At 64.8% G+C, this 26,654-nt stretch carries 28 protein-coding genes; 14 read left to right on the forward strand and 14 right to left on the reverse strand.

The features are described 5' to 3' along the window. Positions 1-121 precede the first annotated feature (121 nt). A complete protein-coding gene (locus tag ACIP21_RS01030; RefSeq protein WP_400682957.1) occupies positions 122-1,123 on the reverse strand; it encodes an NADP-dependent oxidoreductase in 1,002 nt (333 codons plus the stop codon). Positions 1,124-1,433: 310 nt separating this feature from the next. Here ACIP21_RS01030 and ACIP21_RS01035 point away from each other — a divergent pair, with 310 nt between their 5' ends. Further along, positions 1,434-2,195 (forward strand): SDR family oxidoreductase, encoded by a 762-nt coding sequence (locus ACIP21_RS01035; protein ID WP_400682959.1) that lies wholly within the window; start codon positions 1,434-1,436, stop codon positions 2,193-2,195. Positions 2,196-3,135: 940 nt separating this feature from the next. Here ACIP21_RS01035 and ACIP21_RS01040 read toward each other — a convergent pair. Next, positions 3,136-4,443, reverse strand: a complete 1,308-nt coding sequence (locus ACIP21_RS01040; protein ID WP_400682962.1) for an MFS transporter — start codon at positions 4,441-4,443, stop codon at positions 3,136-3,138. A gap of 210 nt (positions 4,444-4,653) precedes the next feature. Between ACIP21_RS01040 and ACIP21_RS01045 the strand changes: the two genes are divergently transcribed. Then, positions 4,654-6,069 (forward strand): PLP-dependent aminotransferase family protein, encoded by a 1,416-nt coding sequence (locus ACIP21_RS01045; protein ID WP_400682964.1) that lies wholly within the window; start codon positions 4,654-4,656, stop codon positions 6,067-6,069. Positions 6,070-6,071: 2 nt separating this feature from the next. Here ACIP21_RS01045 and ACIP21_RS01050 read toward each other — a convergent pair whose 3' ends face one another. Further along, a complete protein-coding gene (locus ACIP21_RS01050) occupies positions 6,072-7,262 on the reverse strand; it encodes a benzoate/H(+) symporter BenE family transporter (protein WP_400682967.1) in 1,191 nt (396 codons plus the stop codon). A gap of 145 nt (positions 7,263-7,407) precedes the next feature. Between ACIP21_RS01050 and ACIP21_RS01055 the strand changes: the two genes are divergently transcribed. Further along, positions 7,408-8,010, forward strand: a complete 603-nt coding sequence (locus tag ACIP21_RS01055) for a glutathione S-transferase family protein (RefSeq protein ID WP_400682969.1) — start codon at positions 7,408-7,410, stop codon at positions 8,008-8,010. Positions 8,011-8,113: 103 nt separating this feature from the next. On the opposite strand, the gene ACIP21_RS01060 is transcribed toward ACIP21_RS01055, so the two are convergent. From ACIP21_RS01060 to ACIP21_RS01080, 5 genes are all read right to left on the reverse strand, one after another. Then, entirely contained in the window at positions 8,114-8,479 is a 366-nt protein-coding gene (locus ACIP21_RS01060) for a glutathione S-transferase N-terminal domain-containing protein (RefSeq protein ID WP_400682971.1), read from the reverse strand. Positions 8,480-8,536: 57 nt separating this feature from the next. Continuing rightward, entirely contained in the window at positions 8,537-9,082 is a 546-nt protein-coding gene (folE, locus tag ACIP21_RS01065; protein WP_400682973.1) for a GTP cyclohydrolase I FolE, read from the reverse strand. 71 nt (positions 9,083-9,153) lie between these two features. Then, positions 9,154-9,714 carry a Smr/MutS family protein gene (locus ACIP21_RS01070; protein ID WP_400682975.1) on the reverse strand — a complete coding sequence of 187 codons (561 nt, stop codon included), beginning with the start codon at positions 9,712-9,714 and terminating at the stop codon, positions 9,154-9,156. A 177-nt stretch (positions 9,715-9,891) separates the two neighbouring features. Then, positions 9,892-10,212, reverse strand: a complete 321-nt coding sequence (locus tag ACIP21_RS01075; RefSeq protein WP_400682977.1) for a hypothetical protein — start codon at positions 10,210-10,212, stop codon at positions 9,892-9,894. Positions 10,213-10,302: 90 nt separating this feature from the next. Then, on the reverse strand, positions 10,303-10,893 hold the full coding sequence (locus ACIP21_RS01080) for a cysteine hydrolase family protein (RefSeq protein ID WP_400682980.1): 591 nt from the start codon (positions 10,891-10,893) through the stop codon (positions 10,303-10,305). Between the two features lie 180 nt (positions 10,894-11,073). On the opposite strand from ACIP21_RS01080, the gene prmB reads away from it, so the two are divergent. Further along, complete coding sequence (prmB, locus tag ACIP21_RS01085) at positions 11,074-11,982, forward strand: 50S ribosomal protein L3 N(5)-glutamine methyltransferase (RefSeq protein WP_400682982.1); 909 nt, start codon at positions 11,074-11,076, stop codon at positions 11,980-11,982. 110 nt (positions 11,983-12,092) lie between these two features. Here prmB and ACIP21_RS01090 read toward each other — a convergent pair whose 3' ends face one another. Next, the gene (locus ACIP21_RS01090; RefSeq protein WP_400682985.1) at positions 12,093-12,881 is read right to left on the reverse strand and encodes a hypothetical protein; all 789 of its coding nucleotides are present in this window, start codon (positions 12,879-12,881) and stop codon (positions 12,093-12,095) included. 101 nt (positions 12,882-12,982) lie between these two features. Further along, positions 12,983-13,945 carry an alpha/beta hydrolase gene (locus ACIP21_RS01095; protein ID WP_400682987.1) on the reverse strand — a complete coding sequence of 321 codons (963 nt, stop codon included), beginning with the start codon at positions 13,943-13,945 and terminating at the stop codon, positions 12,983-12,985. A gap of 216 nt (positions 13,946-14,161) precedes the next feature. Between ACIP21_RS01095 and aroC the strand changes: the two genes are divergently transcribed. The 3 genes from aroC (at position 14,162) to ACIP21_RS01110 (ending at position 17,074) form a co-directional block, all read left to right on the forward strand. After that, positions 14,162-15,253: a chorismate synthase gene (aroC, locus tag ACIP21_RS01100; RefSeq protein WP_400682990.1), complete on the forward strand. Its 1,092-nt coding sequence runs from the start codon at positions 14,162-14,164 to the stop codon at positions 15,251-15,253. 133 nt (positions 15,254-15,386) lie between these two features. Beyond that, complete coding sequence (locus ACIP21_RS01105; RefSeq protein WP_400682992.1) at positions 15,387-16,544, forward strand: MFS transporter; 1,158 nt, start codon at positions 15,387-15,389, stop codon at positions 16,542-16,544. Beyond that, entirely contained in the window at positions 16,541-17,074 is a 534-nt protein-coding gene (locus ACIP21_RS01110; protein WP_400682994.1) for an oxidase, read from the forward strand. Before ACIP21_RS01105 ends, ACIP21_RS01110 begins: the two co-directional genes overlap by 4 nt. 122 nt (positions 17,075-17,196) lie before the next feature. On the opposite strand, the gene ACIP21_RS01115 is transcribed toward ACIP21_RS01110, so the two are convergent. Beyond that, positions 17,197-17,469 carry a DUF3509 domain-containing protein gene (locus ACIP21_RS01115; protein ID WP_400682997.1) on the reverse strand — a complete coding sequence of 91 codons (273 nt, stop codon included), beginning with the start codon at positions 17,467-17,469 and terminating at the stop codon, positions 17,197-17,199. Between the two features lie 267 nt (positions 17,470-17,736). Here ACIP21_RS01115 and ACIP21_RS01120 point away from each other — a divergent pair, with 267 nt between their 5' ends. Both ACIP21_RS01120 and ACIP21_RS01125 read left to right on the forward strand, forming a co-directional pair. Then, a complete protein-coding gene (locus ACIP21_RS01120; protein ID WP_400683000.1) occupies positions 17,737-18,255 on the forward strand; it encodes an ankyrin repeat domain-containing protein in 519 nt (172 codons plus the stop codon). A 59-nt stretch (positions 18,256-18,314) separates the two neighbouring features. After that, positions 18,315-18,845, forward strand: a complete 531-nt coding sequence (locus tag ACIP21_RS01125) for a hypothetical protein (protein ID WP_400683003.1) — start codon at positions 18,315-18,317, stop codon at positions 18,843-18,845. Positions 18,846-18,968: 123 nt separating this feature from the next. Here the strand turns inward: ACIP21_RS01125 and ACIP21_RS01130 are convergent, their stop codons facing one another. Next, on the reverse strand, positions 18,969-19,907 hold the full coding sequence (locus tag ACIP21_RS01130; RefSeq protein ID WP_400683005.1) for a ZIP family metal transporter: 939 nt from the start codon (positions 19,905-19,907) through the stop codon (positions 18,969-18,971). Between the two features lie 127 nt (positions 19,908-20,034). On the opposite strand from ACIP21_RS01130, the gene ACIP21_RS01135 reads away from it, so the two are divergent. From ACIP21_RS01135 to ACIP21_RS01150, 4 genes are all read left to right on the forward strand, one after another. Next, positions 20,035-20,226 (forward strand): PLDc N-terminal domain-containing protein, encoded by a 192-nt coding sequence (locus ACIP21_RS01135; RefSeq protein ID WP_400683007.1) that lies wholly within the window; start codon positions 20,035-20,037, stop codon positions 20,224-20,226. 144 nt (positions 20,227-20,370) lie between these two features. After that, on the forward strand, positions 20,371-22,425 hold the full coding sequence (locus ACIP21_RS01140; RefSeq protein WP_400683009.1) for an LTA synthase family protein: 2,055 nt from the start codon (positions 20,371-20,373) through the stop codon (positions 22,423-22,425). A 127-nt stretch (positions 22,426-22,552) separates the two neighbouring features. Then, positions 22,553-22,789: a hypothetical protein gene (locus tag ACIP21_RS01145; protein WP_400683012.1), complete on the forward strand. Its 237-nt coding sequence runs from the start codon at positions 22,553-22,555 to the stop codon at positions 22,787-22,789. Positions 22,790-22,975: 186 nt separating this feature from the next. Continuing rightward, complete coding sequence (locus ACIP21_RS01150) at positions 22,976-23,308, forward strand: ribonuclease E inhibitor RraB (protein ID WP_400683014.1); 333 nt, start codon at positions 22,976-22,978, stop codon at positions 23,306-23,308. A 178-nt stretch (positions 23,309-23,486) separates the two neighbouring features. On the opposite strand, the gene ACIP21_RS01155 is transcribed toward ACIP21_RS01150, so the two are convergent. Then, positions 23,487-24,287 (reverse strand): c-type cytochrome, encoded by an 801-nt coding sequence (locus ACIP21_RS01155; protein WP_400683016.1) that lies wholly within the window; start codon positions 24,285-24,287, stop codon positions 23,487-23,489. A gap of 521 nt (positions 24,288-24,808) precedes the next feature. On the opposite strand from ACIP21_RS01155, the gene ACIP21_RS01160 reads away from it, so the two are divergent. Next, positions 24,809-25,543 carry an amidotransferase gene (locus ACIP21_RS01160; RefSeq protein WP_400683018.1) on the forward strand — a complete coding sequence of 245 codons (735 nt, stop codon included), beginning with the start codon at positions 24,809-24,811 and terminating at the stop codon, positions 25,541-25,543. A gap of 119 nt (positions 25,544-25,662) precedes the next feature. On the opposite strand, the gene ACIP21_RS01165 is transcribed toward ACIP21_RS01160, so the two are convergent. After that, on the reverse strand, positions 25,663-26,634 hold the full coding sequence (locus ACIP21_RS01165; protein WP_400683020.1) for a magnesium and cobalt transport protein CorA: 972 nt from the start codon (positions 26,632-26,634) through the stop codon (positions 25,663-25,665). Positions 26,635-26,654: the final 20 nt, after the last annotated feature.

Genomic DNA, 26,654 nt, shown 5'->3' on the forward strand with positions numbered 1-26,654 from the left:
GCCATAATTAATGGATCCAATAATACATTTTTTTCACATTTTTCCTACAAAACATTCATAAGTCTGTAGCTTCGGTGTGTTAGGTGAAGCCGGAGACGCCACGGCGTCCCCGGCTCAATGCTCAGACTTTCAGCACCAGCTTGCCGAAGTTCTCCCCGCTGAACAGCTTGAGCAGTGTCTCCGGGAACGTCTCCAGCCCGTCCACCACATCCTCCTTGCTCTTGACCTTGCCAGTGGCCAGCCACCCGGCGATTTCCTGCGCCGCCTTGCCATAGTCCTTGGCATGGTCCATCACCACGAAGCCTTCCATTCGTGCGCGGTTGACCAGCAGCGCCAGGTAGTTGGCCGGGCCTTTCACCGCTTCCTTGTTGTTGTACTGGCTGATCGCGCCGCAGATGACGATGCGTGCCTTGAAGTTGATGCGGGTGAGCACGGCGTCGAGGATCTCGCCGCCGACGTTGTCGAAATACACGTCGACGCCCTTCGGGCATTCGCGCTTGAGCCCGGCGAGCACGTCCTCGGCTTTGTAGTCGATCACCCCGTCGAAGCCCAGTTCGTCCTTGAGGTACTGGCATTTTTCCGCACCGCCGGCGATGCCGACCACGTGGCAGCCCTTGAGCTTGGCGATCTGCCCGACGATGCTGCCGACCGCGCCCGCCGCGCCGGAGATGACCACGGTTTCTCCAGCCTTGGGCTGGCCAACGTCGAGGAGGGCGAAGTAGGCGGTCATGCCGGTCATGCCCAGGGCTGATAGATAGCGGGGCAGGGGGGCGAGGCGCGGGTCGATCTTGTGCAGGCCCTGGGGCTCGCCGGTGAAGTAGTCCTGCACCCCGAGTGCGCCGCTGACATGGTCACCGGGCTTGTAGTCCGGGTGATTGGAGGCAACCACCTCGCCCACGCCGAGGGCGCGCATCACCTGGCCGAGGGCCACTGGCGGGATGTAGGACTTGCCTTCGTTCATCCAGCCACGCATGGCCGGGTCCAGCGACAGGTACAGGTTGCGCACCTGGATCTGGCCGTCGGCAGGGGATTGGGCAGGGACGGTCTCGAAGGTGAAATCATCGCGGCGCACGGCGCCTACCGGGCGTTTGGCGAGCAGGAAGCGGCGGTTGGTCTGGGTCATGGCGGGGTCCTTGAGGGCGTGATCGGTCAATTTAACCCGCTGATGCAGGCGGGTCCGCAAAATCACTGGTAAGCATGGTAGCCCAACCGCTGGTGTGATGATGCTGCCCATCGATGCAAGGGGCTGACTAGACTCTGGCGAAACATGCACGCCTCTTGTAGGAGCGGCCTTGCGTCGCGAAAGGGTCGCGCAGCGGCCCCGGCGATTTTGTATCGCTCGACGATCCCGGGGCTGCTGCGCAGCCCGTTCGCGACACAAGGCCGCTCCTACACGGGCGGTGCCAGACGCTAGTGACCTTCAGGAGCAGACGATGAGCATGACCTTTTCCGGCCAGGTAGCCCTGGTCACCGGCGGTGCGGCGGGCATTGGCCGGGCGACGGCCTTGGCATTTGCCCGCGAGGGCTTGAAGGTAGTGGTGGCCGACCTCGACCCGGTGGGCGGCGAAGCGACCGTGGCGCTGATCCGCGAGGCGGGTGGCAAGGCGCTGTTCGTAGCCTGTGACGTGACCCGCGACGCCGAGGTGCGCCAGCTGCATGAGCAGGTCATCGAAGCCTACGGTCGCCTTGACTATGCCTACAACAACGCCGGTATCGAGATCGAGCAGGGCCGCCTGGCCGAGGGCAGCGAGGCTGAGTTCGACGCCATCATGGGTGTCAACGTCAAGGGCGTGTGGTTGTGCATGAAGTACCAGCTGCCCCTGCTGCTGGCCCAGGGCGGCGGTGCGATCGTCAACACGGCCTCGGTGGCCGGCCTGGGCGCGGCGCCGAAGATGAGCATCTACAGTGCCTCCAAGCATGCGGTGATCGGCCTGACCAAGTCGGCGGCCATCGAGTATGCCAAGAAGGGCATTCGGGTGAACGCGGTGTGCCCGGCGGTGATCGACACCGACATGTTCCGCCGGGCCTACCAGGCCGACCCGCGCAAGGCCGAATTCGCTGCGGCGATGCACCCGGTGGGGCGAATCGGCAAGGTCGAGGAGATCGCCAGTGCGGTGCTGTACCTGTGCAGTGACGGCGCGGCGTTCACTACCGGGCACAGCCTGACGGTGGATGGCGGCGCGACAGCCATCTGAGCTGCGCTGTAATGCAGGCGCCGGTGACGGCTAGGCAGTTGTAACCTGTGTATAATCCCGCCCCGCCAAATCGACCAGGCGCAGGCGATGATTTTCGCCGCTGCCACCTCCCTGTTCAGCGATAAGTGTAGCGACCACGCGTGACTGTCTACTTCCTCGGCTGGAAAGCCCGATACGAACAAATCATGATCGATCACCTGGCGCAGTCGCATGCTGTCCAGGTGTTCGCACTGCCATCCTACGCCCGCAGGGTTGTGCGCCTGGCACGGGCCCTGGGTGGGGCGGGGCTGTTGCTCAAGTGGCTCGGCAGGCGCGTCAGCGCTGTCAATGGTGCGACTTCAAGCGATGTGCTGGTGTGCAATGAGGGCCAGCTCAAGCGCGGGCGTCACGTGCACCTGGTGGCGGGCTTTCCCGGCAAGCGGGTGATGCTGGTCCGTGACCTTGTCGAGGCAGGGTTCATCGAGCGTATGCGACCGTTGTTCGATCATATCTACAGCTACGACCCGGTACAGTGCGAGCGCCTGGGCATGACGCACCTGGAGCAGTTTTTCCCGTTCGACCTCGACGACGCGAGGCAGTCGACAGCCAAGGGCGGTGACAACTCACAGCGTCCGCTGTGCTTCTTCCTGGGGCGTGACAAGGGGCGGGCAAACCGCTTGCAGGCCTTGGCGCAGGAACTCGACGCGCTGGATTGCGAGCTCGACTTCCTGATCGTCAAGGACGATACCACCCAGGCAGCGAGCTGTTACCACATCGATGCCGGGCTGTCCTATGAGGCCAACCTGGCCAGGTCGATGGCCTCCGACGTGCTGGTGGAAATCAACCAGCCCGGCCAGGCCGGGCTGACGTTGCGGCCCCTGGAAGCCGCGTTCTTCGACAAGAAGCTGATCACCGACAACCCGCGGGTCCGGGACACGGCGTTCTTTCATCCCGAGCGTGTCTACGTGCTGGGTGACGAGTCGCGCTCTCTGCAGGCATTTCTCGCCAGCAAGGCGCCGTCGGTATCCCCGGATGCCTTGCACAAACATACCCCGGCGGGGTTGATGGCGCGGTTGCTGGAGGATGTGGGTTCGTCCTGAACCCGGGGTGTGTCCCCATATGTGCGGCGCGACGATCTGGCCTGCCGGATCAGCGCCATCCCAACCCCCACACATCCAAGCCCCAACCCCACCCCAAACACCGCCAACGCCACTCCCGCTCCCAATCGATCACTCATCACGCCAGTAAAAATCACCGGCAAACTGAACCCCAGGTAAGCCAGCAGGAAGAACCCGGCACTGGCCCGGGTCTTCTCGTTGCCGGCGCGTTCGTTCACCGCCGCCAGGCCACCCAGGTAGATGAACCCGTAACACGCACTGCTGGCCGTCACGGCCCCGGCCAGCACCGCCAGCAACTGCCCGGCGTGCGCCCCCCAGGCCAGCAGTGCATAGCTGCACGGCAGGATCAGCAACCCCAGCAGCGTCGCCCGGGCACTGCTCATGCGCCGCGCCAGCGGCTGGAACAGCAACCCGCAACTGATCACGCAGAACGTGGAAAACCCCGACCAGTCACTCAGCCCGTGCTGGCGCAGAATCCCCGGCAGCAAGGCGATCACCAGCCCCACGCAGGCCCAGGCCAGCAGTATGGCCAAGCCGTATACCACGCTTCCGGGCCGGTAGCAGGGCAGCCGCAGCATGGCGCTGCGCTGCGCCGGGCGTGGGTCGGGCAGGCGCCACACCAGCATCACGGCCAGCGCGGCGAGCAGCAGTTGCAGGTGGAAGCTGCCTGGCGTCAGGCTCGGCCCGCGCAGCAGGAACAGGCTGGTCAGCGCAGCGCCCAGGCCAAAGCCCAGCGAGGTGCTGGCGGTGACCCAGTTGGCGGCGCGGGCGCTGTTGCTCGGCCCCATCAGCTCGCCCATGTAGGCGGTCGCGGTGGCCGAGGCCAGGCCGGTGCCCAGGCCCAGCAACAGGCGCGCCAGGCCCAGGGTCTGCAGGCTGGGGGCGAGCAGCATGAGCAGGGTGGCGAGCATCGACACCAGCAGCGCGGCGATGATCAGCGGGCGTCGGCCGACGCGGTCGGCCAGGCCGCCCAAGGCCAGGAGCACTGGCAGGACGCCCAGTACATAGCCGGAGAAGGCCACGGCGGTGGCGGCAGCGCCCTGGCCGGAGAGGTCGGCGTAGGTGATGTAGAGCGGGGCCTGCAGGTTCACCGCCAGGGTGATCAGGCACAGGGCGAAGGCCAATAGGGCTGGGGCGTGGCGCGGGGGCATGGTTTCCAATCCTGGTTTCTGGGTTGTCAGTGCCGGCCCTTTCGCGGGCAAGCCCGCTCCCACAGGTCCTGCGCTGTACCTGTAGGAGCGGATTTACCCGCGAAGAGGCCGGCACAGGAAACATTGCCCTGAGCCCAACCAGCCAACAAGGCACACCCACTGACGATTTGTGCTTAACTGTTCGCTCAAAATCAGCAAACACTCCAGGCCATGCCTTTCCCCCTCGACCGCCAAAGCCCCACCCCCCTGGTCCAGCAGCTCACCGACCACCTGCAGGCCTGGATCGAACACCAGCGCCTGCGCCCCGGCGCCCGTCTGCCATCGATCCGCACCCTGGCCCGCGAGCAGTCGGTCAGCGCCTCCTGCGTGATCGAGGCCTACGACCGCCTGGTCGCCGGCGGCTGGCTGGAAGCCCGCCACGGCACGGGTTTCTTCGTCGCTGAATGCAAGCCAGCCAGCGTGCACGATGACCCGCCAGCATGGGGCGAGGCCGTCGACGGCAGCTGGCGGCAGTTCCGTGAAGGCCATGACGACCTGCTCAAGCTCGGCTGCGGCTGGCTGCCCAACAGCTGGCGCGCCGACGCCGAGCTGGCCCAGGCCATCCGCCAGGTCAGCCGCGGCAACCCGCAGGACCTGTTCGACTACTGCCCACCCCTGGGCCTGGCCAGCCTGCGCCAGCAGTTGCACAAGCGCCTCGCGGCGGTGGGCATTGCCGCCTCCCCCGAACGTATTCTCACCACCCAGGGCGCCAGCCACGGCCTCGACCTGCTGGTGCGAACGTTGCTGCAACCTGGCGACACGGTGCTGGTGGAGAACCCCGGCTACTACAACCTCTACAACCTGCTGCGCCAGCACCAGGTGAACATGCTGCCGGTGCCACGCACGGCGGATGGCCCGGACCTCGCCGAGCTCGAACGGCTGCTCGGCGAGCACCGGCCACGCTGCTTCTTCACCAACAGCCTGTACCAGAACCCGACCGGCACCAGCCTCACGCCCAAGGTTGCCTACCGCTTGCTGGAGCTGGCCCGCGAACATGACCTGCGGATCATCGAGGACGACATCTACGCCGACTTCCAGGAAGGCCCGGCCACGCGCCTGGCGACCCTCGACAGCGAACAGCGGGTGATCTACCTGGCCAGCTTCTCCAAGACCCTCAGCAGCTCGCTGCGGGTCGCTTACCTGGTCGCCGACCCGGCGCTGCTGGCGCGCCTGGCCGAATTGAAGATGGTCAGCGGCATCGGCACTTCGCGGTTCGCCGAACAGGTGGTGGGGCATATGCTCGCCAACGGCAGCTACCGCAAGAGCGTGCAACGCCTGCGGGTGCGCCTGGGGCAACACAGGGCCAAGCTGCTCGGGCAACTGGAACGCTACGGTTGGGAGGTGTTCTGCGAGCCGCACGGTGGCATGTTCGTCTGGGCGCGGGTGCCGGGGCGCGACGTTGCAAGCCTGGAGCAGTTGGCGCTGCACGACAGCGTATTGCTGACTCCAGGCAGTGCCTTCGACTATCAAGGCGCGAGCAGCGAATGGCTGCGCATCAATGTCGCCTACGGGCAGGACTCTCGCGCCCAGGCCTTTCTCCAGCAGGCGGGCTTGCCCCGCGAGTCGGTCGGCACGGGCAGCCTATGATCTCAGCCCTTGCGCGGGCTGAGGATCAGCAGGGTCAACACGCCGGCGACAATCCCCCAGAACGCCGAGCCGACCGAAAACAGCGTGAACCCCGAAGCCGTCACCATGAAGGTGATGAGCGCCGCCTCGCGCTCGCGCACTTCGCCCATGGCCACGGTCAGCCCGTTCATGATCGAGCCAAACAGCGCCAACGCCGCGATCGACAGCACCAGCTCCTTGGGCAATGCCGCGAACAGCGCCGCCAAGGTGGCGCCGAACGTTCCGGCAATACCGTAGAAAATCCCGCACCAGACGGCCGCGGTATAGCGCTTCTTCGGGTCTTCATGGGCATGCGGCCCGGTGCAGATCGCCGCGCTGATCGCCGCCAGGTTGACCCCGTGGGAGCCGAACGGTGCCAGCAGCAACGAGGCGAAGCCGGTCGCCGAAATCAGCGGTGAGGCCGCGACCTGGTAGCCGTCGGCGCGCAGTACGGCCACGCCGGGCATGTTCTGCGAGGTCATGGCCACCACGAACAGCGGGATGCCGATGCTGATGGTCGCGGCCAGCGAGAAGCTCGGCGTGGTCCACACCGGCGTCGCCACCTCCAGCTTGAAACCGCTGAAGTCCAGCAGGCCCAGCGCGCCCGACAGCAGCGTGCCCACCAGCAGCGCCGCCAGCACGCAGTAGCGTGGCGACAGGCGCTTGACCAGCAGGTAGCTGAAGAACATGCCGAGTACCAGCAATGTGCGGTGCTGGGCGGCGATGAAGATCTCGCTGCCGATCTTGAACAGGATGCCGGCCAGCAGGGCCGAGGCCAGCGATGCGGGAATGCGCTTGACCAGCCGTTCGAAGCTGCCGGTCAGGCCGCAGATCAGCACCAGCACGGCGCAGGTGATGTAGGCGCCGATCGCCTCCGCGTAGCTGACCCCGCCAAGGCTGGTGATCAGCAGCGCCGCACCAGGGGTCGACCAGGCCACGGTGATCGGCGTGCGGTAGCGCAGCGACAGGCCGATGCTGCACACCGCCATGCCAATCGACAAGGCCCAGATCCACGATGAAATCTGCGCGCTGGTCAGGCCGGCGGCCTGGCCGGCCTGGAACATCAGCACCAGCGAGCTGGTGTAGCCGGTCAGCATGGCGATGAAGCCGGCGACTACCGCCGACGGGGAGCTGTCTGCCAGGGGCCGCAGGCGTGCGGAGGTGGCATCGGTCATGGGTTGGGTCCTTGTCCATGTGTAAGCAGTTTTTTCAGACTAACGCGGCCGCTGTTGATCCTTGCCATACAGCAAGCATTGCTTTTGGCCGTACAGTCGCCAACTATTGGGCAAGTTTGTGTAACTGCACAGGAGGGGAGGGGCGATGTACAAGGTCTATGGTGATTACCAGTCGGGCAACTGCTACAAGGTCAAGCTGATGCTCAGCCTGCTGGGCCGACCCTGCCAATGGCAGCCGGTGGACATCCTCAAGGGCGAGACCGAAACGCCCGAGTTCCTGGCCATGAACCCGAACGGCAAGGTGCCGGTGCTCAAGCTCGAGGACGGCACCTGCCTGTGGGAGTCCAACGCGATTCTCAACTTCCTCGCCGATGGCAGCGAGTTCCTGCCCAGCGAGCCGCGCCTGCGCACCCAGGTGCTGCAGTGGCAGTTCTTCGAGCAGTACAGCCATGAGCCCTATATTGCCGTGGCGCGGTTCATCCAGTTCTACCTGGGGCTGCCGGACGAGCGCGTGGACGAGTACCGCAAGCTGCACAAGGGTGGTTACAAGGCGTTGAAGGTGATGGAGCGGCAGTTGCAGATGACCCCGTACCTGGTCGGGGAGCAATACTCCATCGCGGATGTGGCGCTGTATGCGTACACCCATGTTGCGCATCAGGGGGGCTTCGATCTGGCCGATTACCCGGCAGTGCGCGCCTGGCTGGCGCGGGTGGCCAGCCATCCTCGGCATGTGCCGATGGGCGAGTAGGGCAGGCCCGGCCTCTTCGCGGGTAAACCCGCTCCCACAGGGTTGTACAGTCCCCTGTGGGAGCGGGTTTACCCGCGAAGCAGGCGACGCTGATGTAACTGGCTTACGCGAACCGCTTGTCCAGATAGGCAATGATGTCTTTGGATTCGTACATCCAGGTCACCTTCCCGGCTTCCTCGATCCGCAGGCACGGCACCTTCACCCGGCCACCGCCTTCGAGCAGCGCCTGGCGATGCCCTTCGTCGTTCTTGGCATCACGCAGCGCCACCGGCACATTCAACCGGTGCAGGGTACGGCGGGTCTTCACGCAGAACGGGCAGGCGTGGAACTGGTACAGCGCAAGGCCCTTGGCCTCCTGCTCGACACGCGCCTGGGCCGCCGCGTCACGCTTGCGCTTGGCCGGGCGGCTGATCCAGTCGCCGAACACGATGAGCTGGCCGAGGCCGACCCGCAAGGCTTTGACGATCATGGGCTACTCCTGAAATGAAAAGCCGACCCCTGGGGGCCGGCTCGGGTCACACGCCGATCACTTGATCAGGCTGAGGAACTCGCTGCGGGTGGCGGCGTTCTCGCGGAACTCGCCCAGCATCACCGAGGTGAGCATGGTCGAATTCTGCTTCTCGACGCCGCGCATCATCATGCACATGTGCTTGGCTTCGACCACCACGGCCACGCCGGCGGCGCCGGTCACCTGCTGGATGGCCTCGGCGATCTGGCGGCTGAGGTTTTCCTGGATCTGCAGGCGGCGGGCGAACATGTCGACGATCCGCGCGACCTTGGACAGGCCCAGGACCTTGCCCTTTGGCAGGTAGGCCACGTGGGCCTTGCCGATGAACGGCAGCATGTGGTGTTCGCACATCGAATACAGCTCGATGTCCCGGACCAGCACCATCTCGCTATTGTCGGAGGTGAACAGTGCGCCGTTGGTGACTTCTTCCAGCGTCTGCTCGTAACCGCGGCAAAGGTACTTCATGGCCTTTGCAGCCCGCTTGGGCGTGTCGAGCAGGCCCTCACGGGAGACGTCCTCGCCAAGTTGGCTGAGGATCTCGGTGTAGTTCTGTTCCAGGGACATGTATCTACCTGTGGGTAAAAAATCGCAAAAAGGAAGGGTACGGCGGCGCGGCCCACGCTGCAAGCGCGGCGTTACTCGTCGCGGCCTTCCATCATGGTTCGCTTGAGCATCACGTACACCGCACCGGTGCCGCCGTGGCGGGCCTGGCACGAGGTGAAGCCGAGCACTTGCGGGTGCTGGCGCAGCCAGGTGTTGACGTGGCTCTTGATCATCGGGCGCTTGCCGTCCAGGCGCGCGGCCTTGCCGTGGGTGACCCGCACGCAGCGCACTTCCAGGCCGGTGGCTTCGGCGATGAAGGCCCACAGGGTCTCGCGGGCCTTCTCCACGCTCATGCCGTGCAGGTCGAGGCTGCCCTCGAAGGCGATCTGGCCGAGCTTGAGCTTGCGGATCTGGCTTTCCTGCACGCCGTCGCGGCGCCACATCAGCTCGTCCTCGGCACCGACGTCGATGACGAACTGGTCGGACAGGCCGTCGATCACCAGCGCCTGGTCACTGCGCACGGTCGCCGCCTGGCGCAGGCCGGCCAGTTGCTTGCGGTCGGTTTTCGGTTTGCCCACGTCGGCGCGATCGTGCTTGATCGGCTTGACGCCGCGCACTTCAGCGCTGAACAGGGAAAAATCGTCGTCTTGCATGGGGCCTCCACGTGGGCGGCGTAGTTTACGCGAGTGTGGCCCGGCGTACAGCCTTGTGTAGCTTGTGCCGGCCTCTTCGCGGGTAAACCCGCTCCCACAGGGAGGGTGCAAACCTCAAGGGTGGCACTGTACCTGTGGGAGCGGGTTTACCCGCGAAAGGGCCGGCAGCCCAAGCCACTAATCATGCTTTTTCATCAGGTGCGGCGAGAGGTTCAGCTCGCGCCCGCGGCGCAGGCGAATGCGGCTGCGTCGCCAGAAGCGCACACCGAAATACAGCAGCAACAGCCCGACCACGGCCAGGATACTGGCCAGCGGGCGATTGGCATTGAGTTCGGCCAGGGCCGCGTAGTTGCCGAGCAGCCCGGCGATGCCGGCCATGGCCAGCAACACCCCGAGCGTGGCGAGCAGGGCCGACAGGCCGGCGGCAATTCGGGCGCCCCAGTTGCGCGGTTGGCGCGGGCGCAGGCGTTTGGCGTCGAAACTGCCTTTGAGCTTCATTCCAGGTTCCTCTGTGGACATCCGGAATTCGACCTGTGCCCCGCCCGTCAGGTTCCGCCCGGCTGCCGGGCGGTCATTCGGACACCAGGCTCAGATGAGGCTGGCGGTCGGCGCCACACAGGCGAAGTTGTCGGCCATCACGGCCATTTCGCATTCGTGGATCTGCGCGGCGGGGATGACGCGGTCCTTGAGCGCCAGGTCGCGGGTCGCCGAGGCGTCTTCCACCAGGGTGCAACGGTAACCATAGTCCTTGGCCCGGCGCACCGTGGTGCTGACGCTGGAATGACTCATGAAACCGCAGACGATCAGGTCCAGGTGGCCAAGCGCCTGCAGGGTTTCGTGCAGCTTGGTGTTCTTGAAGGCGTTGGGCATGCGCTTTTCGATGACGATTTCACCCTCGAGCGGCTCGAGGCCGGGGATGAACTGGCCAGCCGGGCCTTGCGGGTCGAAGCGCCCGCCAACGGTACCGAGGTGGCGAACGTGGATGATCGGACGGCCCGCCTTGCGGGCGGCGTCGAGCAACCGGGCGATGTTGGCCACGGCCTCGTCCATGCCCGACAGTTGCAGGGGACCACTGAGGTACTCCTTCTGCGCATCGATGATGATCAGGCTGGCTTGGCTCAGCTTGGCCGGCGGGTAGTCGCGGCCAGTGAGGCGGAACATCGTGGTTGGAACGGACATCAAGGGCTCCTTGGAAGGGCTTTTGTATACCTATTCTCCCTTGCCTTGGCGCCAATGGGAATGGTTGACATCGCAAGCGGCGTGGTTACTGGCCTGTGGCCTGCTGTCGGGGCATCGCGGCAAACAAATGTGCGGGTGGGGCTGTTAGACTTTTGTACGGTCTGTAATGAGGAGTACCCCGTGATCACATCCCGTCTGCGCACGTTGCGCGACCACATCCGCTGGGCGGTGAGCCGCTTCCATGAGCACGAGCTGTTCTTCGGCCACGGCGCCGACAATGCCTGGGACGAAGCCCGCCTGCTGGTGCTGGGCGCCGTGCACCTGCCCTGGGAAATCGCCGACAGCTACCTGGACTGCCAGCTCGAGGACGACGAGCGGGTACGCCTGCAGCACCTGCTCAAGCGCCGTATCGAAGACCGTGTGCCGACTGCCTACCTGCTGGGCGAAGCCTGGTTCTGCGGCATGTCGTTCATCGTCGACGAACGCGTGCTGGTGCCCCGCTCACCGATTGGCGAGCTGATCGAGCGGCGCTTCGAACCCTGGCTTGCAGCCGAGCCTGCACGCATCCTCGACCTGTGCACCGGCTCCGGCTGCATCGGCATCGTCGCTGCCGAAGTATTCCCCGAGGCCGAGGTGGTACTGGCCGACCTGTCCTTCGACGCGCTTGAAGTGGCCAACCAGAACATCGAGCGGCATGGCCTCGACGAGCGCGTGTTCACCGTGCAGGGCGATGGTTTTGCCGGCCTGCCAGGGCAGCGTTTCGACCTGATCCTGTCCAACCCGCCCTATGTCGACGCCGAAGATTTCGGTGACATGCCGGCCGAGTATCACCATGAGCCGGAAATGGGCCTGGCGTGCGGCAACGATGGCCTGGACCTGGTGCGGCGGATGCTGGCCGAGGCGGGTGACCACCTGACCGAGAAGGGCCTGCTGATCGTCGAGGTGGGCAACAGCCAGGTGCACGTCGAGGCGCTGTACCCTGAAGTGGACTTCGCCTGGCTGGAGTTCGAGCGGGGTGGGCATGGGGTGTTCATGTTGACGGCTGAGCAGTGCCGCCAGCACCAGGAGCTGTTCAAGGCCCGGGTCTGACTTGAGGCCTTGGGGGCTGCGTTGCAGCCCATTCGCGGGTAAACCCGCTCCCACAGGGTTATGCATTCCCCTGTGGGAGCGGGTTTACCCGCGAAGCAGGCGACGCGGTCTCAGCGTGTGGCAATCCAGATCAGCAACCCCGCCTGAAACACCGCGAACGCGACCAGGCAGGTGATGGTAAAGCGCAACCCGCCATCCTCGCGCCGGTACTTGGCCACCCGCTCATCACGCTCGCGCAACTGCGCGTCCTTCTCCAGCAACTGCTGCTCGGCCTGCTGCAACATCCCCGCCGCATCGAGAATCCCCACCTGCTGCAGCTTCTCGGTGTTCCAGCCGCCCTTGAGCTGGCTCACCGCAGTGTCGGCCGTGCGCCCCTTGAGGTGCTGCGGGTCGGCATATTCGACTTCGATCCCGCTGGCAGCCAGGAAGCGATCGCGGCGCAGGCGGGTGTCTTCGTTCAGCGCGTCCTTGTTCGGCAGCGCCATGCCTTCGACCCGGTAGTTCGGCCATTTGCGTTGCAGCCACTGCACCGCCTGGCCCATCAGGAAACGGCCAAGGCCACGGTTGAGCGGCTCCAGCTGCACACCGCTGTCACTGCCGATGCTGACGCTGCGCGCATCATGGTCGACCCGCACATCCAGCTGGTTCTGCTCCTTGCGCACCTTCTGCCCCGGCAGGCGGATCTCCATGCGCAGCAGGCTGTGGGCCTTGTCATGGCGCTCGGCATAGGCGAACTCGACGAAGCGCAGCGGCCGCGCGCCGCTGTTGCGGTCGGTGGGCAGTGGTGCCAGGCGCAGCAGCTGGAAGTGTTCGACGGCAAGGTCGGCCCAGGGCAGGGCGGCGGGTTCCGGGGCTTGCGGCTCTTCGGCCGGCTCTACGGCAGCGGGGGCATCGGTCATCAAGGCGTGTCCTCAGATACGGGCAAACGGTGATCGCGCGCAAAATCGCTGCAATCACCGCCAATACCGCGTTATCGGCAGGCTTTGCCGATGTTTGAGGGTCAGGCCGAAGGCAACTGGTGAATGAACGTGACGACGCGCTCGCCCAGCTCCCGAGCCAGGGGCAGCTCGGGGTTGAGGTAGCTGTCACGCTGGTCGCGCATGTCCCTCGGGCTGATGCGCAGCATGTGGTTCATGCCATCGATCAGCACCAACTGGGCATCCGGCTTGGCCGCCTTGAGCCGCTCGGCGTCGGCCACGTCGACTTGCACGTCATTGCGACCCTGGATGATCAGTGCCGGCATCGGCAGGTGGGCGAACGCCTTGGCCGGATCTTGCTGGAACAGCGAAATCAGGTAGGGCTGCACGCTGGGGCGGAACACCTGGCGCAACGGCGCCGGCACGTCGAGGCTGGTCTGCCCGGCCTGCAGGCGGTCGAGCAGGGCGCTGCTGCGGGCCAGCTGCGCCGGCGGCAGGCGCTGGGCCAGTTGCTCGCGCAGCACGTCGGCCAGCGGCCGGCCACTGCCGGCCAAGGTGATCACCGCGCTGGCGCCGGCACGCTCGGCGGCGAGGCTGGCGATCAGCGCACCTTCGCTGTGGCCGACCAGGATCAGCGGGCCGAAGCGCGGGTCGGCCTTGAGCCTGTGGCTCCAGGCCACCACGTCGTCGACGTAGCGCTGCACGCTGAGGTCGCGTTCATCCGGCGTGGCCGGCTGGCTGGAGGCCACGCCGCGCTTGTCGTAGCGCACGCTGGCGATGTGCTCGTTGGCCAGCAGCAGGGCCAGGCGCTTGAGGTTGTCGATGCGCCCGGACGCCGGGTTGTTGCCGTCGCGGTCGGTGGGGCCGGAGCCGGCGATGATCAGCACCACCGGCGGTGGCGTCGCCTGTTGTGGCAAAAGCAGGCTGCCATGCAACACGCCCTGGCCGGTGTCGAGGTCGATGGGGCGTTGCAGCACGGTGGGGGCGGCGGCCTGGGCCAGGCCGGTGCACAGCAGGAAAAGCAAGGCGACGAGGCGCGACATCATGCGTTACTACAGTGATGAGATGACGGTTTGACCCAACGTTTACGGGAAGGTTCGGCCTCTTCGCGGGTAAACCCGCTCCCACAGGGGGCGCGCAATGTTCGGGATTGCGCGGCCCCTGTGGGAGCGGGTTTACCCGCGAAGAGGCCAGCACAGGCGGCCAATCCATCTGTATACTCCTCGCTTTCGTTCACTTCAGGCAGAACTCGCGGAGCGTCCATGTCCGGCAATACCTACGGCAAGCTGTTCACTGTCACCACCGCTGGCGAAAGCCATGGCCCGGCGTTGGTCGCCATTGTCGATGGCTGCCCGCCTGGCCTGGAAATCTCCCTCGCCGACCTGCAGCACGACCTCGACCGGCGCAAGCCCGGCACCAGCCGGCACACCACCCAGCGCCAGGAAGCCGACGAAGTGGAGATCCTCTCAGGCGTATTCGAAGGCCGCACCACCGGTTGCTCGATCGGCCTGCTGATCCGCAACACCGACCAGAAGTCCAAGGACTACTCGGCGATCAAGGACCTGTTCCGCCCGGCCCACGCCGACTACACCTACCACCACAAGTACGGCGTGCGCGACTACCGCGGCGGTGGCCGCAGCTCGGCGCGCGAAACGGCCATGCGCGTGGCCGCCGGCGCCATCGCCAAGAAGTACCTGGCTACCCAGGGCATCCAGGTGCGCGGTTACATGAGCCAGCTCGGCCCGATCGAGATCCCGTTCAAGAGCTGGGATTCGGTGGAGGACAACGCCTTCTTCAGCTCCGACCCGAGCAAGGTGCCGGAGCTCGAGGCGTACATGGACCAGCTGCGCCGTGACCAGGATTCGGTCGGCGCCAAGATCACCGTGGTTGCCGAAGGCGTGATGCCGGGCCTGGGCGAGCCGATCTTCGACCGCCTGGACGCCGAACTGGCCCACGCGCTGATGAGCATCAACGCGGTCAAGGGCGTGGAAATCGGCGCCGGTTTCGCCAGCGTTGCCCAGCGTGGCACCGAGCATCGTGACGAACTGACGCCGCAAGGTTTCCTCAGCAACAACGCCGGCGGCATCCTCGGCGGCATCAGCTCGGGCCAGCCGATCGTCGCCCACCTGGCGCTGAAGCCGACCTCGAGCATTACCGTGCCGGGCCGTTCGATCGATGTCGACGGCAACCCGGTGGACGTCGTCACCAAGGGCCGTCACGACCCGTGCGTGGGCATCCGCGCCACGCCGATCGCCGAGGCGATGATGGCCATCGTGCTGATGGACCACCTGCTGCGCCACCGTGCGCAGAATGCCGATGTGAAGGTGAACACCCCGGTGCTGGGTCAGCTCTGATCATCCTGCAACGGCCCTTTCGCGGGTAAACCCGCTCCCACAGGTTTTGCACTGGCCTGAGGGCAGCGGGGGCTCTGTGGGAGCGGGTTTACCCGCGAAGAGGCCGGCACAGGCAAGCCACAAGGCCTATCCCATGCCCCCGATCCCCTACTGGCGCCTGTCCAGCTTCTACCTCTTCTACTTCGCCCTGCTGGGCTCCACCGCCCCGTTCCTGGCCCTGTACCTCGACCACCTGGGCTTCCCCCCGGCGCGTATCGGCGAGCTGGTGGCCATCCCCATGCTGATGCGCTGCATCGCCCCCAACCTGTGGGGCTGGCTTGGTGACCGCAGCGGCCAACGCCTGCTGATCGTGCGCCTCGGCGCCTTGTCGACCCTGGCCACGTTCTCGCTGATCTTCTTCGGCAAGAGCTATGCCTGGCTGGCCCTGGTGATGGCCTTGCACGCGTTCTTCTGGCACGCCGTGCTGCCGCAGTTCGAGGTCATCACCCTGGCCCACCTGCACGGCCAGACCTCGCGCTACAGCCAGGTGCGCCTGTGGGGCTCGGTCGGCTTCATCCTCACCGTGGTCGGCCTGGGCCGGTTGTTCGAATGGTTGAGCCTGGACATCTACCCGGTAGCCCTGGTGACCATCATGGCCGGCATCGTCGTCGCCAGCCTGTGGGTGCCCAACGCTCAGCCGGTGGAGCAGGGCGAGCGTCGCGAGGCGGGCGGCTTCCTGCGCCAGCTGGCCGCGCCCGGGGTAATCGCCTTCTACCTCTGCGTGGCGCTGATGCAGCTCAGCCACGGCCCGTACTACACCTTTCTCACCCTGCACCTGGAGCACCTGGGCTACAGCCGCGCCGGCATCGGCCTGTTGTGGGCGCTGGGGGTGGTGGCCGAAGTGCTGATGTTCATGGTCATGAGCCGGGTGTTCGCCCGTTTCAGCGTGCAGCGGGTGCTGCTGGTCAGCTTCCTGCTGGCATCGCTGCGCTGGCTGCTGCTGGGCAACCTGGCGGATGAGCCGGCCGTGCTGATCTTCGCCCAGTTGCTCCACGCCGCCACCTTCGGCTGCTTCCACGCCGCCTCCATCGCCTTCGTCCAGGCCAGCTTCGGCGCCCGCCAGCAGGGCCAGGGGCAGGCGTTGTACGCGGCGCTGTCGGGCATCGGCGGGGCGCTGGGCGCGCTGTATTCGGGCTACAGCTGGAAACTGCTGGGGCCGACCTTCACCTTTGGTATGGCCAGTGCCGCAGCGCTGGTCGCAGCCGTTATCATTGCCACTCGTTCGAAACCGACCAGGACCAGCAGCCGATGAGCATCCTCTGTGTTTTCCACCCGTCCAGCCCAGGCTTGCCGAACAAGGTGCTGACCCACCACGACGACATCGCCGCGACCCTGGCCGAGCAGGGCGTGCGCTTCGCTCACCAGGCGCATGAACTGCGTGTGCGCCCCGGCACTGCCCAGGACGAGGTGCTGAGCGCCTGCCGCGAATACCTCGATGCCATGATGACCGGCCATGGCAGCCGTGCCTACAGCCTGCTCAATCGCGACGGCGCCGATACGGCGCAGGTCGATGTACGTGACGAGCATGTGCATGACGCTGAAGAAGTCTTCGCCGTGGTCAGCGGCCGTGCCCAGGTTGGATTGCGCCTGGGGGAGTACGTGTATGCGGTGTTGTGCGAGAAGGGTGACCAGCTTGTGGTGCCGGCGGGGACGCGGCGTTGGGTGGAGCTGGGGGACAATCCGTTCTGCCTGGCCTTGCGCCTGTTTGGCAGTGAAGCTGTCGAGCCGAGGTTTACTGGGGATGAGACGGCGCGGGCGTTTCTCGGCATCGACGAACTGTAGTGTCTGACCGGGCATCATCGCGAGCAACGCTCGCTTCTACGGGGTATCCCGCCATCCCTATGGGCAATGCAATACCTGCGTAGGAGCGAGCCTTGCTCGCGATGAGGCCGGCCCAGACAAACTCAACGGTAAGTCGGCAGCGCAAACCGCTGCTGGCTCTGCAGCATCGAAATCACCGGCAGCTCGCTGGCCTGCTCGGCCAGGTCACGGCGAATGGCGCTGATTGCCCAGGACAGTTGCTCGGCGCTGTGCAACTGGCCATAGGTCAGTACCCGGCGGGTAACTTTGCCATCGGCGCCGCGCAGGGTCAGCAGGACACCGCCGTCGGGGCGGGGCTGGGTGGCGACCTGGTAGGCCGAGAACACCGAGACGAACTTTTCCTGGATAAGGTCCATATCAACTCCTGACTGTTGTGTTGGCAGACGTGAGTTGAATGTTGCAGTGACCGTGCCAGAACCGGGAATCTGGAAAAAGCCAGTAAATACAGGCTGTTGCGCAGCATTTGCCGAAGCGGCGTCGTGCAGTTTGCAGGGTCGTGCAGTTTGCACAGTGCATTTTGCACGGATCGACCGATGACTATCGGCCCCATAGATTCTGAACCTTTGCCCCCTCGGCCGTGCCTGACAAACACTTGGGTAATCTTTTCTGCCAGGAGGTTCCAGATGTCCGACCAACCCGTTGCCATGACCGATGACGAAACCGCCGCATTCGTCGAGCAAGTGTTCGAGCGCGCCCGCCAGGGCGATGCCGAAATGCTCGAGCGCCTGCTGTCCAGTGGCCTGCCGGCCGACCTGCGCAACCACAAGGGCGATACCCTGCTGATGCTGGCCAGCTACCACGGCCATCATCGCGCGGTGCAGGTATTGCTGGCCCATGGCGCTGACCCGCTGATCGCCAACGACAACGGCCAGTTGCCGATCGCCGGCGCGGCTTTCAAAGGCAACCTGGGGATGATCCGCCTGCTGCTGGAAAGCGGCGTGCCGGTGGACGCGGCGGCCGAGGACGGGCGTACCGCGCTGATGCTGGCGGCGATGTTCAACCGCAGCGAGATCCTCGACTTCCTGCTGGCCCAGGGCGCCGACCCTGCCCGCCAGGACGCCCGTGGCGCCACTGCGCTGATGGCGGCGCAGACCATGGGGGCGGTGCAGGCCGCCGCGCGCCTGCAAGCGCTGGCCGGCTAACCCCCAGGGGGCGTTTGCGGCTATCCTTGGCGACTTTTCACCCGCCGCAGGCCCCCTTCATGAAAAACCAGTTGCTCGAATTCATCAGCCTCATCGGCGCCGGCTGCATGCGCGACGAGGACATCGAGCGCATCGCCGACGAGGCCGCCCAGGCCTACGCCGACCCGGCCGCGTTCCTCGCCGCCAACCCCGACATCAACTACGACGACAGCTTCCCGATCCCGCTGGGCGAATGGGTGGTGCTCGGCAGCCTGCCGGACACCGTGCTGTTCCAGGCCGACAGCTACCAGGAGCTGTTCCAGCACATCAGCGATTCGTTCGACCAGAGCGTGCCGTTCACCCTCAAGCCCAAGCAGCTGGCGCGCACCGAGCCGCTGACCGCGCTCAATCGCATCCAGGTGCAGATGGGCGCGTTGAACAAGGAAGCGGGTGGCTATGTGCTGCTGAACTTCAGCCAGTTGCTCGATGACGAGCTGCAGATGGTGATGGTGGGGCAGCAGGACCTGGCGCGGGTGCTGGAACTGGGTGCCGAGGTCGGCATCAAGCTGGAGCCTGCCCTGGAAGCATTGAAGGTCGCGGTTCACATCTGAATCTTCGTTTGCCTCTTCGCGGGTAAACCCGCTCCCACAGGTCTATCACTGGCCTTGAATGGGGTGGTGTTCCTGTGGGAGCGGGTTTACCCGCGAAGAGGCCGGCACAGGTAAAGAAAAACTTCAGCCCAACGCGGTATCCAGAAACATCATCACCGCAAACCCACCCATCAACCCCAGGGTCGCCGATGTCTGGTGCCCGTTGCGGTGGGTCTCGGGAATCACCTCGTGGGACACCACGAAAATCATCGCCCCTGCCGCCAGCCCCATGCTGATCGGATAAGCCAGGGCAAATCCGGTGGAAATCCCCAGCCCGATCACCGCGCCCAAGGGTTCCATCAACCCCGAACCGATCGCCACCAGCGCCGCCTTCAGGTTCGACAAGCCGGTCGCCCGCAACGCAAGCGCCACGGCCAGCCCTTCCGGGATGTCCTGGATGGCGATGGCGCTGGTCAGCGGCAGGCCGATGTTCATGTCGCCATTGGCGAAGCTCACGCCGATGGCCATGCCCTCGGGCAGGTTGTGCAAGGTGATCGCCAGCACGAACAGCCACACCCGGTTGATGCGCTCCGCTTCCGGCCCGCAACGTCCGACGCTTTCATGTTCGTGGGGGGTGAAGCGGTCGAGCCCGAGCATCAGCAGCACGCCAAGCGCCATGCCGAGCACCACGGTGAAGGCCGCCGCCGGGCCGTTGCCGGTGATTTCCCGCGCCGCGTCCAGCCCCGGCAGAATCAGCGAGAACGAACTGGCCGCGAGCATCATGCCGGCGGCGAAGCCCAGCATCACATCCTGGCTGCGCGCGCTGACATCGCGCAGCACCACCGCCAGCACCGCGCCCAGCGCGGTGGCGGCAAAGCCGGAGAGGCCGCCGAGCAGTGCCAGGTGCAGGTTGTCGGCATGCTCGCCATTGATGGCATTCCAGAAACTGGCCGCCAGCAGCACGATCACTGCCAGCAGGCTGACGCCCAGGCCGGCGCTGAGCCAGGGAGTGTTGGCCACTTGCTGTCGCCAGGCGTTCAACAAGGAGGGCGGGGTGGCGCTTTGGCTTTGGGCTGGGGGCATGTGAACCTCGGATCCATGAATGTCTGCAGTCTATCCAGTGACCGGTGCGGCCTGCCAAGGATTCCCTTCTATGGGCGCGATAGCTGACTATGCTGTGCAGCACGCACCCTTCATGGAGAACGCCGCAATGGGTTCCACGTTCAACGGCCTGGTCGGCCTGATCATTCTCGCCCTGGACATCTGGGCGATCCTCAACGTGATCAAGAGCAGCAGCGAAGTCGGCATCAAGGTGCTGTGGATCCTGCTGATCGCGCTGTTGCCGGTGATCGGCCTGATCATCTGGGCGATTGCCGGGCCGCGGGGCAATGTGCGCCTCTAGCAGTGGCATTCAAGACAAAATCAGCAACAGCTCCGTGACAAAATTTTCACATTGGTTTAAACAGAATCCCCACCCGCACAATGCTGCGCTGGTCCCGCACCAGCGCCATCTCCGCAAACCCGCCATCCTAGGACTTCCCCATTCATGGCTAACACGGATGCCTTGAAGCAACAGGGCGCGCGAGCTTTCACGCCGACCTTGAAATCACACCTGGCCTTCATGCTGCTCAGCGCCCTGGTGATCATGCTGATGCTCAGCCTGGTACGCCTGGCACTGCTGGTCTACAACAGCGACATGATCGGCGACACCCCCTACTCGACCGTCGCCGAAGGCTTCCTCAACGGCCTGCGCTTCGACCTGCGCGTGGTGGTGTACCTGAGCATCCCGTTGATGCTGGCCACCTTGAGCCCCTGGCTGATGGCCCGGCGCGGCCTGTGGCGCTTCTGGCTGACGGTCACCTCGAGCGTGGTGATGTTCCTCGGCCTGATGGAGATGGACTTCTACCGTGAATTCCACCAGCGCCTCAACGGCCTGGTGTTCCAGTACATCAAGGAAGACCCCAAGACCGTGCTGAGCATGCTCTGGTACGGCTTCCCGGTGGTCCGCTACCTGCTGGCCTGGCTGTTCGGCACCTGGCTGCTGAGCCTGCTGTTCAAGGGCATCGACCGCGTGACCCGCAGTTCCGGCCAGCGCGTGGCGCCGTGGTACAACCGCCTGGCGGTGTTCATGGTGATCCTGCTGGTGGCCGTGGTCGCCGCCCGTGGCACCCTGCGCCAGGGCCCACCGATGCGCTGGGGTGATGCCTTCACCACCGATTCCAACTTCGTCAACCAGTTGGGCCTGAACGGCACCCTGACCCTGATCGACGCCGCCAAGAGCCGTTTCGGCGAAGACCGCGCCAACATCTGGAAGCCGGTGCTCAAGCAGGACCTGGCCACCGAGACCGTGCGCAAGCAGCTGCTGACCGCCAACGACACCCTGGTCGACGCCGACGAAGCTGCCGTGCGCCGCGACTTCGTGCCGCCGGCCGAGCGTACCCTGCCGATCAAGAACGTCGTGGTGATCCTCATGGAGAGCTTCGCCGGCCACTCGGTGGGTGCCCTGGGCAGCCCGAACAACATTACCCCGTACTTCGACAAGCTGGCCAAGGAAGGCGTGCTGTTCGACCGCTTCTTCTCCAACGGCACCCATACCCACCAGGGCATGTTCGCCACCATGGCCTGCTTCCCCAACCTGCCGGGCTTCGAATACCTGATGCAGACCCCGGAAGGCGGCCACAAGTTGTCCGGCCTGCCGGCGCTGCTCAGTGCCCGTGACTACGACGACGTCTACGTCTACAACGGCGACTTCGCCTGGGACAACCAGTCCGGGTTCTTCGGCAACCAGGGCATGACCACCTTCATCGGCCGCAACGACTTCGTCAACCCGGTGTTCTCCGACCCGACCTGGGGCGTGTCCGACCAGGACATGTTCGACCGCGGCAACGAGGAGCTGGCCAAGCACGACCAGAAGAAGCCGATCTACGCATTGCTGCAGACCCTGTCCAACCACACCCCGTATGCGTTGCCGGCCAACCTGCCGGTCGAGAAGGTCACCGGGCAAGGCCGCCTCGACGAGCACCTGACCGCCATGCGCTACTCCGACTGGGCGCTGGGCCAGTTCTTCGAGAAGGCGCGCAAGGAGCCTTACTTCAAGGACACCCTGTTCGTCATCGTCGGCGACCATGGCTTCGGCAACCACCAGCAGGTCACCGAGCTGGACCTGGGCCGTTTCAACGTGCCGCTGCTGCTGATCGCCCCGGGCATCCAGGAGAAGTTCGGCGCGGTCAACCACACCGTGGGCACCCAGGTCGACATCGTGCCGACCATCATGGGCCGCCTGGGTGGCGATACCCGCCACCAGTGCTGGGGTCGCGACCTGCTCAACCTGCCTGAAGGCGACCAGGGCGTGGGCATGATCAAGCCATCGGGCAGCGAGCAGATCGTTGGCCTGGTCAAGGGTGACCACCTGCTCATCGAGTCCAAGGACATGAGCCCGCGCATGTACCGGTACCAGCTGGGCAGCGAGTTCAAGGCCGAGCTGATCGACAGCCCGGAGCAGCCGCAGATGCTGCAGCAGCTCGAAGCCTTCATCCAGACCGCCACCAAGAGCCTGCTGGACAACACCGCCGGTGTAGTCCACGGCGTGCCGAAGAAGTAAGCCTCGCCAAGTCAGCAGACAGGGCCGCATTGCGGCCCTTTTTGCTGCCTGAACGAATGCCCGGGGCCAAGGTCTGCATCTACAGGCGTCACTTACCAAGGTGTTCTTTGATTGAGAGGGCTATTCAATGAAAGAGTGGGAAGTCATCTTTGCTGACCAGAAAGGCGAGCCAACCACATTGCGGCTGCATGGCGAGCAGTGCCCCAGCGAGGAAGAGGCGGCCCGCGCCATACGTTCGCATCTGTTCCCGGTCATGGACGAGCTGGACCTCAACGACTTCCAGGACCGCGCTCCATCCCCCACCGCCCGTTGGCTCAAGGAGCAGAATGGCGTGGTGATCACCAGCATCCACGAAGCCTCCTGACCCGGGCATTGGCCCAGCTATTGGCGTAGTGCTGTTGCAGGCACTACGCTACAGGGACGCGCCGGCCTTTTCTGCGGGCCTGCGCCGTTTCAATTCGCGTCTTGCATCAGCTCGAACTGCCGGCCCTGCCGGCGGGTGCGTAGTGCACGGAAAGTCTATCCATCGCTTTATTTGGGAGGACGATTCATGAGCAGCCTGAACGACGATATCAGCAGTAATGTCCTGCGCCAGATGAAAGCTGGCGGTTTCGACTTCACCCGTATCCACCCCATCGAGTTCTACGCCGTGTTCCCCGATGAAGCGGGCGCACGGCGTGCCGCCGGGCAGTTTCGTGGTGAGTCGTTGAATGCCCAGGTCCGAGAGATGGACGATGGCGCCTGGCACCTGGAGCTGAGCAAGGTCATGTATGCCACCTATGGCGGCATTGGTGACTTCGAGGAGGCCTTCGAGCAGGTGGTCTCGCCCTATGGTGGCGAAGTTGAAGGGTGGGGCGTCAAGCACGAGCGGCCGATCGCCTGAAAGGAATGCGTCGCCTTCTTCGCGGGTAAACCCGCTCCCACAGGGATATCACCGCCTTGAGGCTCTGTGATACCTCTGTGGGAGCTGGCTTCAGGATTTCCCACAGGGATATCACCGCCCTCAGACCTTGCGATGCCCCTGTGGGAGCGGGTTTACCCGCGAAGCAGCTTGCACGATCTCAAGGCCTGCGCCCGGCCATATGCTTCAGGTAAGCCAGCAAAGCATCCAGATCCTGCTCGCTCAGCACGTCTTTGCCGAACCCCGGCATCCGCGCCTGCGGCCAGTGCCGCAGGCTCTGCGGGTCGCGAATGTACATCCGCAGGTACTCAGGCCGGAAATACTCGGTGGGGTTGTGCGGCACATTGAGGTCCGGCCCGAACTGCGCATCCCCCGCACCATTGAGCCGATGGCACGCCAGGCAATTCTGCTGGAACAGCGCAAAGCCCTGACGCACCGGGTCATTGGCCGCCAGCCTGGGGTCGGGGAGCAACGCCGGGAAGCGCTGTTCGACCGGCGCCAGGCGGCGGATGGTGGCGATCTGGAACGGCCACTGCTCGGGGCGGATGCCGCTCGCCTGTGGGTCGGTCCACACCAGATAGAACGGGCCGGCGCTGGGTTTGCCCTGCGCCAGCGCAGGCCACGGTTTGGCCGGGTCTTCAATCGCCAGCCAGGCGCGGGCGGGGCCCGCCTGCAACAGTGGCCCTGCTGGCATCTCGGCAGCAAAACCATCCAGCGCCACGGCTTGCAGATGGTCGTCAGCCTTCACACCTTCGAGCAGCGCAGCCACAGGTACCGCGCGATAACGCATCGGGCGTTTATAAGAGACGTCCTGCGGGATACTGATCTCGCGGGCTTGCGGGTGCTTCAGCAGTTCGCTGCTGTCCACTGGCCGCAGCGTGCCCCCCAGCTCCAGCTGCAATTGCGCCGCGGACAAGGGCAGGCTGAAAAGAACAATCACCAGGGCGAGGCAGTAGCGCATGGGTAATCTCCGACCATCAAGGTCGGCAGATTACCTGCGCACTATCGGAAAAGACCACCAATCAGCCGAACAATCGCGTCAGGTTCGGCAGAATCAACAGCAACGTGGTGGCGAACAGAATGAGCCCAGCTTGGCGAACTTTCGATTGTCTGAACATGGCGGACCGCCTTCTTGTTGTTATTCCTGAATACCCGTTGGCTTCCCTGTCGCGTCGCGGGTCGATCGCAGCGGCGGGCGAAGGTGCCCGTGCTGCTTGCCTCATGTATGTGGATATAAACCAACAACGGCAGGAGCGTTATCCACCGCTGAGAACCCTTTGTTCTAAATGCCTCTCGTCTGATTGCTATCGGCTATGAGGCCTTGAGCCATCCCACTGGCATGCGCTGGTTAGACGGCGGCGTATTCACCCGTGTCGCACCGACGAAATGTGACCGTTCGTCAGTGCGACCTACTTGCTTGTACGTGGCTTTCGCGTCAGTCTCTACAGCAGATTCCCACCCATGTCGTTCAGGACTATCCCTATGTCGTTACGCATCTGCATCCTTGAAACCGATGTCCTGCGACCGGAGTTGACCGCGCAGTACCAGGGCTACGGAAGGATGTTCGAGCAGCTCTTTTCGCGTCAGCCGATCGCCGCCGAGTTTCGCGTGTACAACGTCATGAACGGCGACTATCCGCCCGATGGCGAGCGTTACGATGCCTACCTGGTGACCGGCAGCAAGGCCGACTCGTTCGGCAGCGACCCGTGGATCCAGAAGCTCAAGGCGTACCTGCTCAAGCTTTACAAGCGTGGCGAGAAGCTGCTGGGCGTGTGCTTCGGTCACCAGTTGCTGGCGTTGACCCTGGGTGGCAAGGCCGAGCGCGCCGACCAGGGCTGGGGTGTGGGCGTGCACCGCTATTCGCTGGCGGCCCATGCGCCGTGGATGGACCCGGAAGTGTCCGAGCTGACCCTGCTGATCAGCCACCAGGACCAGGTCACCGCGCTGCCGGAAGGCGCCACGGTGATCGCTTCCAGCGATTTCTGCCCGAATGCGGCGTATCACATCCGCGACCAGGTACTGTGCTTCCAGGGCCACCCGGAGTTCGTCCACGACTACTCGCGGGCGCTGCTGGACGCGCGTCAGGAGTACCTGGGCGACGAGGTGTACCACAAGGCCATCGCCAGCCTGGCCAGCGAGCACCAGGGGGACCTGGTCGGGGAGTGGATGCTGCGCTTTATCCAGCAGCCTTCCAAGGCCAGCGACAGCGCTGCCTGATCCATTGCCGGGGCTGCTTCGCAGCCCTTTCGCGACACAAGGCCGCTCCTACAGGGGTACGCGATCTCCTGTAGGGGCGGCCTTGTGTCGCGAAAGGGGCGCAAAGCGCCCTCGGCATTCTAAAGCCAGCCCGATTTCTTGAAGCTGGCGTACAACCCCGCACACCCCAGCCCGATCACCCCCAGCACGGTGAAATAGCCGTAGTGCCAACTCAACTCCGGCATGTTCTGGAAGTTCATCCCGTAAACCCCGGCAATCGCCGTGGGGAACGCGAGGATCGCCGCCCACGCCGCGAACTTGCGCTGCACGATGCTTTGCCGTGACGACTCCAGCAGCATGCCGATCTCGATGGTCTGGCTGGCGATATCGCGAATCCCGGCCAGGTCTTCCATCTGCCGCGTCACGTGGATCTGCACGTCGCGGAAGTACGGCCGCATGTTCTTGTCGATGAACGGGAAGCTCAGACGCTGCAGTTCCTCGCTGACCTCCACCATCGGCGCCACGTAGCGGCGCAGGCGCAGGATGTCGCGGCGCAGGCTGTGCAGGCGCTGGATGTCCTCTTCCTTGAGGGTGGTGCTCAGCACGCTCTGCTCCAGTTCCTCGATCTCGCCGTGGATCGATTCGCTGACCGGCTGGTAATTTTCGGTGACGAAGTCGAGCAGCGCATACAGCACGAAGTCCTCGCCATGTTCGAGCAGCAGCGGGCGGGCTTCGCAGCGTTGGCGTACCAGGGCATAGGACTTGGAGTGGCCGTTGCGGCAGGTGATGATGTAGCCATTGCCGGCAAAGATGTGGGTTTCGATGAACTCCAGCTTGCCCTCGTGGCGCACTGGCGAGTAGGTGACGATGAACAGCGCGTCGCCGAAGGTTTCCAGCTTTGGCCGGCTGTGCTTCTCCAGCGCATCCTCGATCGCCAGCTCGTGCAGGTTGAACTGGCACTGCAGGTTGGCCAGTTCCTCGGCGTTGGGCTCTTCCAGGCCGATCCAGACGAAATGCCCGGGCTTGCGTGCCCACTCGCTGCCTTCGTCGATGCTGATGTTGGTGACCTTTCTGCCAGCGGCGTACACCGCCGATGCCACGACTCGACCCATGGTTATCCACTTGTTCGGTT

The sequence above is a fragment of the Pseudomonas sp. NPDC089401 genome (assembly GCF_044749485.1).
Classification (GTDB): Bacteria; Pseudomonadota; Gammaproteobacteria; order Pseudomonadales; family Pseudomonadaceae; genus Aquipseudomonas.

Coding starts and splice junctions, on each gene's coding strand:
- ACIP21_RS01165 (WP_400683020.1), bottom strand. CDS start 26,634: ATGGGTCGAGTCGTGGCATCGGCGGTGTACGCCGCTGGCAGAAAGGTC.
- ACIP21_RS01075 (WP_400682977.1), bottom strand. CDS start 10,212: ATGAAGCTCAAAGGCAGTTTCGACGCCAAACGCCTGCGCCCGCGCCAA.
- ACIP21_RS01060 (WP_400682971.1), bottom strand. CDS start 8,479: ATGATCGTCAAAGCCTTGCGGGTCGGCCTCGGCCAGCTCATCGTGTTC.
- folE (WP_400682973.1), bottom strand. CDS start 9,082: ATGTCCCTGGAACAGAACTACACCGAGATCCTCAGCCAACTTGGCGAG.
- ACIP21_RS01150 (WP_400683014.1), top strand. CDS start 22,976: ATGAGCAGCCTGAACGACGATATCAGCAGTAATGTCCTGCGCCAGATG.
- ACIP21_RS01080 (WP_400682980.1), bottom strand. CDS start 10,893: ATGTCCGTTCCAACCACGATGTTCCGCCTCACTGGCCGCGACTACCCG.
- ACIP21_RS01055 (WP_400682969.1), top strand. CDS start 7,408: ATGTACAAGGTCTATGGTGATTACCAGTCGGGCAACTGCTACAAGGTC.
- ACIP21_RS01030 (WP_400682957.1), bottom strand. CDS start 1,123: ATGACCCAGACCAACCGCCGCTTCCTGCTCGCCAAACGCCCGGTAGGC.
- ACIP21_RS01045 (WP_400682964.1), top strand. CDS start 4,654: ATGCCTTTCCCCCTCGACCGCCAAAGCCCCACCCCCCTGGTCCAGCAG.
- ACIP21_RS01040 (WP_400682962.1), bottom strand. CDS start 4,443: ATGCCCCCGCGCCACGCCCCAGCCCTATTGGCCTTCGCCCTGTGCCTG.
- ACIP21_RS01145 (WP_400683012.1), top strand. CDS start 22,553: ATGAAAGAGTGGGAAGTCATCTTTGCTGACCAGAAAGGCGAGCCAACC.
- ACIP21_RS01070 (WP_400682975.1), bottom strand. CDS start 9,714: ATGCAAGACGACGATTTTTCCCTGTTCAGCGCTGAAGTGCGCGGCGTC.
- ACIP21_RS01115 (WP_400682997.1), bottom strand. CDS start 17,469: ATGGACCTTATCCAGGAAAAGTTCGTCTCGGTGTTCTCGGCCTACCAG.
- ACIP21_RS01050 (WP_400682967.1), bottom strand. CDS start 7,262: ATGACCGATGCCACCTCCGCACGCCTGCGGCCCCTGGCAGACAGCTCC.
- ACIP21_RS01135 (WP_400683007.1), top strand. CDS start 20,035: ATGGGTTCCACGTTCAACGGCCTGGTCGGCCTGATCATTCTCGCCCTG.
- ACIP21_RS01160 (WP_400683018.1), top strand. CDS start 24,809: ATGTCGTTACGCATCTGCATCCTTGAAACCGATGTCCTGCGACCGGAG.
- ACIP21_RS01095 (WP_400682987.1), bottom strand. CDS start 13,945: ATGATGTCGCGCCTCGTCGCCTTGCTTTTCCTGCTGTGCACCGGCCTG.
- ACIP21_RS01130 (WP_400683005.1), bottom strand. CDS start 19,907: ATGCCCCCAGCCCAAAGCCAAAGCGCCACCCCGCCCTCCTTGTTGAAC.
- ACIP21_RS01125 (WP_400683003.1), top strand. CDS start 18,315: ATGAAAAACCAGTTGCTCGAATTCATCAGCCTCATCGGCGCCGGCTGC.
- ACIP21_RS01090 (WP_400682985.1), bottom strand. CDS start 12,881: ATGACCGATGCCCCCGCTGCCGTAGAGCCGGCCGAAGAGCCGCAAGCC.
- ACIP21_RS01035 (WP_400682959.1), top strand. CDS start 1,434: ATGAGCATGACCTTTTCCGGCCAGGTAGCCCTGGTCACCGGCGGTGCG.
- ACIP21_RS01120 (WP_400683000.1), top strand. CDS start 17,737: ATGTCCGACCAACCCGTTGCCATGACCGATGACGAAACCGCCGCATTC.
- aroC (WP_400682990.1), top strand. CDS start 14,162: ATGTCCGGCAATACCTACGGCAAGCTGTTCACTGTCACCACCGCTGGC.
- ACIP21_RS01110 (WP_400682994.1), top strand. CDS start 16,541: ATGAGCATCCTCTGTGTTTTCCACCCGTCCAGCCCAGGCTTGCCGAAC.
- ACIP21_RS01140 (WP_400683009.1), top strand. CDS start 20,371: ATGGCTAACACGGATGCCTTGAAGCAACAGGGCGCGCGAGCTTTCACG.
- ACIP21_RS01105 (WP_400682992.1), top strand. CDS start 15,387: ATGCCCCCGATCCCCTACTGGCGCCTGTCCAGCTTCTACCTCTTCTAC.
- ACIP21_RS01155 (WP_400683016.1), bottom strand. CDS start 24,287: ATGCGCTACTGCCTCGCCCTGGTGATTGTTCTTTTCAGCCTGCCCTTG.